This is a genomic window from Synechococcus sp. R8-2 (genome assembly GCF_047461715.1).
In the GTDB taxonomy this organism is placed as follows: domain Bacteria; phylum Cyanobacteriota; class Cyanobacteriia; order Thermostichales; family Thermostichaceae; genus Thermostichus.
Genome location: NZ_JANSHQ010000321.1, coordinates 1 through 5889, shown reverse-complemented (window position 1 = coordinate 5889; position 5889 = coordinate 1). Strand labels below are relative to the sequence as shown.

The window sequence follows — 5889 nt, the reverse complement described above, 5'->3', positions numbered from 1 at the left end:
TTAGGCGGCGAAGCTGTGCAAAATCGACTGCCAAAAGGGGATCCCATCTTGCCCTGGCAAATCGGGATCTGCTGCCCGCTCAGGGTGGGGCATCAAACCCAAGATCCGACCGCTGGGATCGCAAATGCCGGCAATATTATCCACAGAGCCGTTGGGCGCAACCGGAGCATAGCGAAAGACGATCTGCCCTCGATCCTGCAACTGCTTGAGGGTATCCGGATCACAGGTGTAGCGGCCTTCCCCATGGGCGATGGGCAGGGTTAAGGTGGATCCCTGGGGATACGCGCTTGTCCAGGGAAGATCCTGCCGTTCTATACGGATCCCCACTCGGTCGCAGATAAAGTGCAGGTTGGCATTGCGCACCAGCGCCCCCGGCAGCAGTCCTGCCTCTGTTAAGATCTGAAAGCCATTGCAGATGCCCAGCACATAGCCCCCTCGCGCCGCGTGCTCCTTCAGGGATCCCATCACCGGAGCAAAACGAGCGATGGCCCCACAACGCAAATAATCCCCATAGCTGAAGCCCCCCGGCAGCACCACCACATCCAGCTCCGACAAATCCGTCTCCCGGTGCCAGATCAGCCGCGTTGGGCAGCCCAAGAGGCCGCGGGTTACCCAGGCTACATCTCGGTCGCAGTTGGAACCCGGAAAAACAACAACGCCAAACCTCACGCCAGCCATTGGGATCCCTTAAGTGAGAGGAAAGAAGATGGTCAGATTAGAGGGATGGAAGAGGGGTTGGGGGTATTTTTGGAATGGCCATCAGATCAACCCCAAATCGCGTGAACCCATCAAATTAACCACCGATGGCAGCCACTTGGATTTGATAAGTCTCAATCACCGGGTTGGCCAGCAGTTGATGGCACAGCTCATCCACCTGGCGGTGGGCGGTCTCGGCGTCGGGGGCCTCTAGCTGCAGTTGGATATGCTTGCCAATGCGCACCTGCTGTACCTGGGTATGCCCCAGCTGATGCAAGCTGGACTGAACCGCAGCCCCGGCGGGATCGAGAACAGAGGGGCGTAGGTGAATCTGAATCTGGGCCTGGAACTGCATAGAATAAAGGCTGGATCTGTTACCAGTGTATCAGTCGGATCATCACAGCTTTGGGTTCAGTCATGGATGCGTCGCGCGTGGTGGCCATTGCCCACAACGTTTTCCGGGAAACGATTCGGGATCGGATTCTCTACCTGGTGATGGTATTTGCGGTGGCCATGCTGGGAGCCACTGTTTTGATCCCGCAGGTGGCCAACCAGGCCCACAACAAAATCATTGCCGACCTGGGGTTGGCAGCCATTCACTTCTTCGGCCTGATCGTGGCCATTTTCGTGGGCACAGGGCTGGTGAATAAGGAGATTGAAAAACGCACGGTGTATGTGCTGATCGCCAAACCCATGAGCCGGGCAGAGTTCATTGTCGGCAAGCATCTGGGCCTATCGGCGCTGCTGTCGGTGCTGGTGCTGCTGATGACGGTTGTGTTTCTGCTGAGCTTGCTGCTGGTGCAGGCCCCGATCCCCCTTTTGGCCATTCTCTGGGCAACAGTCTTCACTTTCTTAGAGCTGGTGCTGATTGTTGCCGCAGCCCTGCTGTTCGGGGTTTTCACTTCCTCGATTCTGGCCACCCTCTACACCATTGCCCTGTTCCTGATGGGCCATGCCAGCCGCGCCCTGCTGCAACTGAGCAAGCTGGTGAAAGATGCCGGATTTGGCAAACTGTTTGAGGTGATTTATTTGATCCTGCCGGATTTGGAGCGCCTCAATTTGAGAGATGCTGCGGTTTACGGCCAAGTTCCGCCCCCAGCAGAACTTCTCGGAGATGCACTGTACGGCTTGGTTTACACCCTTTTGCTGCTGATTCTGGCAGTGTTGGTGTTCGCCCGGCGTGAGTTCTGACGTTACCTCTTCCCCCATGCGTTTTTTCCACTTCTATACGCCCGAACAGGTGCCTTCATCTGGGATCCCGGAGTGTGCGGTGGCCATTGATGTGCTGCGGGCCACCACCACCATTGCCACAGCGCTGGCAGCAGGAGCAGAAGCGGTACAGGTGTTTGCCCACCTGCAGCAGCTCCAAGAGGCAAGCCAAAACTGGCCGGCTTCCCAGCGGCTTTTGGCCGGGGAACGGGGGGGCAAAGCGGTGGCGGGGTTTGATCTGGGCAATTCCCCTCTCGACTACACCCCCGACCGCGTGCGGGACAAGCGCATCTTCCTGAGCACCACCAACGGCACGCGCAGCCTACAGCGCCTGGAAGGGATCCCGGTGGTGATTACAGCAGCCCTGGTGAACTTGGGAGCCGTGGTGGATTTTCTCAGACGGGGCTCCTTTGCCGAGGTGTGGCTGGTGGGATCCGGGTGGGAAGGGGCCTTTTCGCTGGAAGATACTGCCTGTGCCGGAGCCATCTTGCATCGCCTGGGCTGCTCTTTGAACCAGTTGGGCAACGACGAGACCTTGGCGGCCTTGGCCCTCTACCAAACTTGGCAGGACGATCTGCTGGGTTTGTTGAGACGCTCTAGCCACGGGCAACGGCTATTGGGTCTGGGGCCGGAAAACGATCAGGATCTGGCCTACTGTGCCGATCTGGATCGTCTCTCGGTGGTGCCCCGACAGGTTCAGCCAGGGGTTTTGGCCAGTGGCGGGTAGATTCTGGACAGGTGGAGCGACCTGTGGATCCCACCACCCTCTGAGCTGGAAGTAGGCAGCCATTGTCAGCATGGGCTGGATCTCAACAGGCCGGGCGTAGGCTTGGGGATCCTTCCACGCCAGATATGGTCTTCGGCTAACCTGCTTGTGCCGTGTCGGGAGCGATGCCCAGCGCTTTCTGGTGCAGCCACGCCTGCCATTCCCCTGGGATCAGCTTGTTGTTAAACGCATCGCCAGAAACAAACATATCCCGCTGATTCTGGGCCAACACAAAAATGGAGCGGCGATCGAAATGGGAAGTGAGCTTGTAGAGGGTGTAGGGGCCTTCTGAGTAGAGGGTCAGAGTTTCCTGATCCAGGCCATGGCGGCTGCTTTGGCCGTAGGCCCGCAAGACCATGTTGATCAATCGCTCATAGTGCATAGACCGCAGATTAGAAAGCTACACAGAACATAGACAGATATTACGGAAGCCGCTGCCAAGGCCCGAGCGGCTCAGGTGAACCCAGCATAACAAATCCCCCTGGATGGCCACGCAACGCCAACGCGAATGAACAAGATGGGATCCGCACCCATGCAGCGTCAAATGCAGCAGAAAAATGCGGTAGAACTTAAGGCAAGCCATCACGCAACCCTCTTGCACAGGCAGCCCCCCCATGGCCAACATGGCGCCCCGCCCACCCCACCCCACAGAGCCTGTCCGCATTGGCATTGTCGGCGCTTCCGGCTACGGAGGGGTACAGTTGGTGCGGTTACTGAGCGAGCATCCCGGCGTGCAGATCACCTACCTGGCCGGGCAAGACAGCGCCGGCAAGCGCTACGGGGATCTCTATCCCCAGTTGGCCCAGGCGGTGGATCTGACCGTTCAGCCGGTAGAGGTGGATCGCATTGCCGCCAACAGCGATGTGGTGTTTTTGTCTCTCCCCAATGGGCTGGCTGCCGAGCTGGCCCCGCCCTTGCTGGCCAAAGGGTGCAAAGTCTTAGATCTGTCGGCGGATTACCGCTTTCGCAACCTGGCCACCTACCAATCTTGGTACCGCATGGGTCAGACGGATCCCAACTGGCCCAGCCCTGCCTATCGCCAGGCCAATGAGCAGGCGGTCTACGGGTTGCCGGAACTTTATCGCGAGGCGATTGCCCAAGCCCAACTGGTGGGCTGTCCCGGCTGTTATCCCACTGCCTCATTGTTGGCGGTTGCTCCTCTGCTGCGGCAGGGGTTGGTGGAGCTGGACAGCCTCATTTTCGATGCCAAATCCGGCGTTTCGGGGGCAGGCCGTACCCCCAAGGTGGGATCCCTGTTTGCCGAAGTGGACAGCTCTCTGGCAGCCTATGGAGTGGCCCAGCACCGCCATACGCCCGAGATCGAGCAAGCTTGCACCGACCTGACCCACACCCCCATCACCGTGCAATTTACGCCCCATCTGGTGCCCATGGTGCGGGGGATCCACGTCACCTTGTATGCCACTCTGCGGGATCCCGGCTTTGTGGGGGAAGATTTGCTCACCATTTACAATGCTTTCTATCGCCAATCTCCTTGGGTGAAGGTGCTGCCGCGGGGGGTTTACCCGCAAACCAAATGGGTCTCCGGCACCAACACCTGCATGATCGGGGTGGAGGTGGACAGCCGCACCAACCGCGTTATCGTCCTGTCGGTGATCGACAACCTGATGAAAGGGCAAGCAGGGCAGGCGGTGCAGTGTCTCAACCTGATGATGGGATGGCCGGAAACGTTGGGTTTGCCTCGGCTGGCGTTTTACCCCTAGCTATAATGCCCGTGATCCCCTTGAAGCGGATTCTGTCCATGTCTGAACCCCTGAATCCCCCTTTCCATTCCGAGCCCCAAAACGCCTCGCCCAGCGCAAAGGTTGCCTCAGATGCCGTCAATGGCGCTGCTGAGGGCCTGAACTGGGAGGAGCTGTGGCGGCAGCTGGAAGCGGGCTGGCAGGATCTACCCCGTCGCTCCGAAGAGACGGTGCAACAGACCCTGGCTCGCCTGCAACTGGAGTGGGGCGGGCTGTGCCGAGAGGCGCGGGATCGGCTGCAAAGCGCTCTGGAACAGTCGAGAACGGCGGGATCCCCAGAGCCCATCCACCGAGAGCTGCAAGCGCTCTTGCCCCTGCTTAACCCCTGCCAATGGGAAGTGGTCATCGGCTCTTTGCGGCAGGCTGCGGATCGCGCCTGGGTGGCCAGCTTGCTGTATCACGGCTTGCAGGAAGCGGCCTATCCAGAGGCGGAAAGCCACGGGATCCCTTCTTGGGCTCGGACGCTGACCTCTGACCAACGCTCTGCTCTGGAGGCGATGAGTGCCCGTGCCTATGGCAACAGCCGCCTGCCTTTGGTGATGGACAAAAGCGGCCAGATTCAAGTAAAGGCCTCAGCCGCCTTGTTGGCCGCCTTGATCGCCATCGAGATCGGCAGTGTGGGTTCGGCAGGTGCCTTGTCCTTGCTGGGCACACCGGAGCTGCGCAAGCTCTTGAATGCCGAGGGCAAGCTGCGGCGAACTGGCTTAAAACAGGGACGAACTGCCCTCACAGAAGAAGAATGGCAAACGCTGCGCCGTTGGCTGGATCCCAAGGGATCCCCCCCCGACTGGTATCTCAATCTCACTCAAGTGGGGATCCAGACCACCCAAGTGGGGGACTATGCGGCACGGCGGCTGCGGGAGTTTTTCCAGAGTGAGTGGATTAAGCTCGTGATCCCCCCCTTGTATCACCTGGTCATCGATGCAGTGCGGCTGCTGACGGGAGAAGTGTTTCTCAGCGTGGGCACCACCCTGGAATCGGCTTTGGAATCGGCAGAGGCAGGGCGGCGACTGGAGTTGGTGCTACAAGCCTTGCCCCAAGCGCGGAATATTCCCAGCCCCGACCGGATCCAAGCTGCCATCCCCGCTGTGGTGGAAGCTGCCGAGAAAATCCTCAGACCCCTGCTGGCCCGCCAGTTAATGACGGTGGCGGACATCTTCGATCCGCCCATTCGCAACGAGAGCTTAAATGAATTGGGGCGGCAGCTCAACCTCTGGAACCCCTTCCAGTTTCTGCTCACCTGGAGCACGGCTGGCTGGCTGGAGGCCCTTCTGGATCAGATCAGCGAGTTGCAGCAGACCTACCCAGAAATGCCCCTGTGGGAGAGCTATCGCCAGGGCCTTGAAACGGCAGTGCAAGCTCCACGGGTGATGGATCAGGCGGAGGCTCTGCGTCTAACGGCCAAGAGTCTGGATCCCAAGTTGGATCCCTTGGAAGATTGAGTAGATGATGCATAGG

7 protein-coding genes are annotated in these 5889 nt (G+C 59.3%); 4 read left to right on the top strand and 3 right to left on the bottom strand.

Translation table 11 applies throughout. The features are described from left to right. Both purQ and purS read right to left on the bottom strand, forming a co-directional pair. Entirely contained in the window at positions 1–678 is a 678-nt protein-coding gene (gene purQ, locus NW819_RS08165; RefSeq protein WP_414413454.1) for a phosphoribosylformylglycinamidine synthase subunit PurQ, read from the bottom strand. 115 nt (positions 679–793) lie between these two features. Then, positions 794–1051, bottom strand: a complete 258-nt coding sequence (purS, locus tag NW819_RS08160; protein WP_011431952.1) for a phosphoribosylformylglycinamidine synthase subunit PurS — start codon at positions 1049–1051, stop codon at positions 794–796. 62 nt (positions 1052–1113) lie between these two features. On the opposite strand from purS, the gene NW819_RS08155 reads away from it, so the two are divergent. Both NW819_RS08155 and NW819_RS08150 read left to right on the top strand, forming a co-directional pair. Then, positions 1114–1887 (top strand): ABC transporter permease, encoded by a 774-nt coding sequence (locus NW819_RS08155; RefSeq protein ID WP_414330211.1) that lies wholly within the window; start codon positions 1114–1116, stop codon positions 1885–1887. A 16-nt stretch (positions 1888–1903) separates the two neighbouring features. Next, positions 1904–2632 (top strand): 2-phosphosulfolactate phosphatase family protein, encoded by a 729-nt coding sequence (locus NW819_RS08150; RefSeq protein WP_011431954.1) that lies wholly within the window; start codon positions 1904–1906, stop codon positions 2630–2632. A gap of 136 nt (positions 2633–2768) precedes the next feature. Here the strand turns inward: NW819_RS08150 and NW819_RS08145 are convergent, their stop codons facing one another. Continuing rightward, positions 2769–3053 (bottom strand): hypothetical protein, encoded by a 285-nt coding sequence (locus NW819_RS08145; RefSeq protein ID WP_011431955.1) that lies wholly within the window; start codon positions 3051–3053, stop codon positions 2769–2771. Between the two features lie 232 nt (positions 3054–3285). Here NW819_RS08145 and argC point away from each other — a divergent pair, with 232 nt between their 5' ends. Together argC and NW819_RS08135 are read left to right on the top strand one after the other, a co-directional pair. Further along, positions 3286–4392 carry an N-acetyl-gamma-glutamyl-phosphate reductase gene (gene argC / locus NW819_RS08140; protein ID WP_414355341.1) on the top strand — a complete coding sequence of 369 codons (1107 nt, stop codon included), beginning with the start codon at positions 3286–3288 and terminating at the stop codon, positions 4390–4392. A 38-nt stretch (positions 4393–4430) separates the two neighbouring features. Then, complete coding sequence (locus NW819_RS08135) at positions 4431–5873, top strand: hypothetical protein (RefSeq protein ID WP_414413453.1); 1443 nt, start codon at positions 4431–4433, stop codon at positions 5871–5873. The last annotated feature ends 16 nt before the right edge of the window (positions 5874–5889 follow it).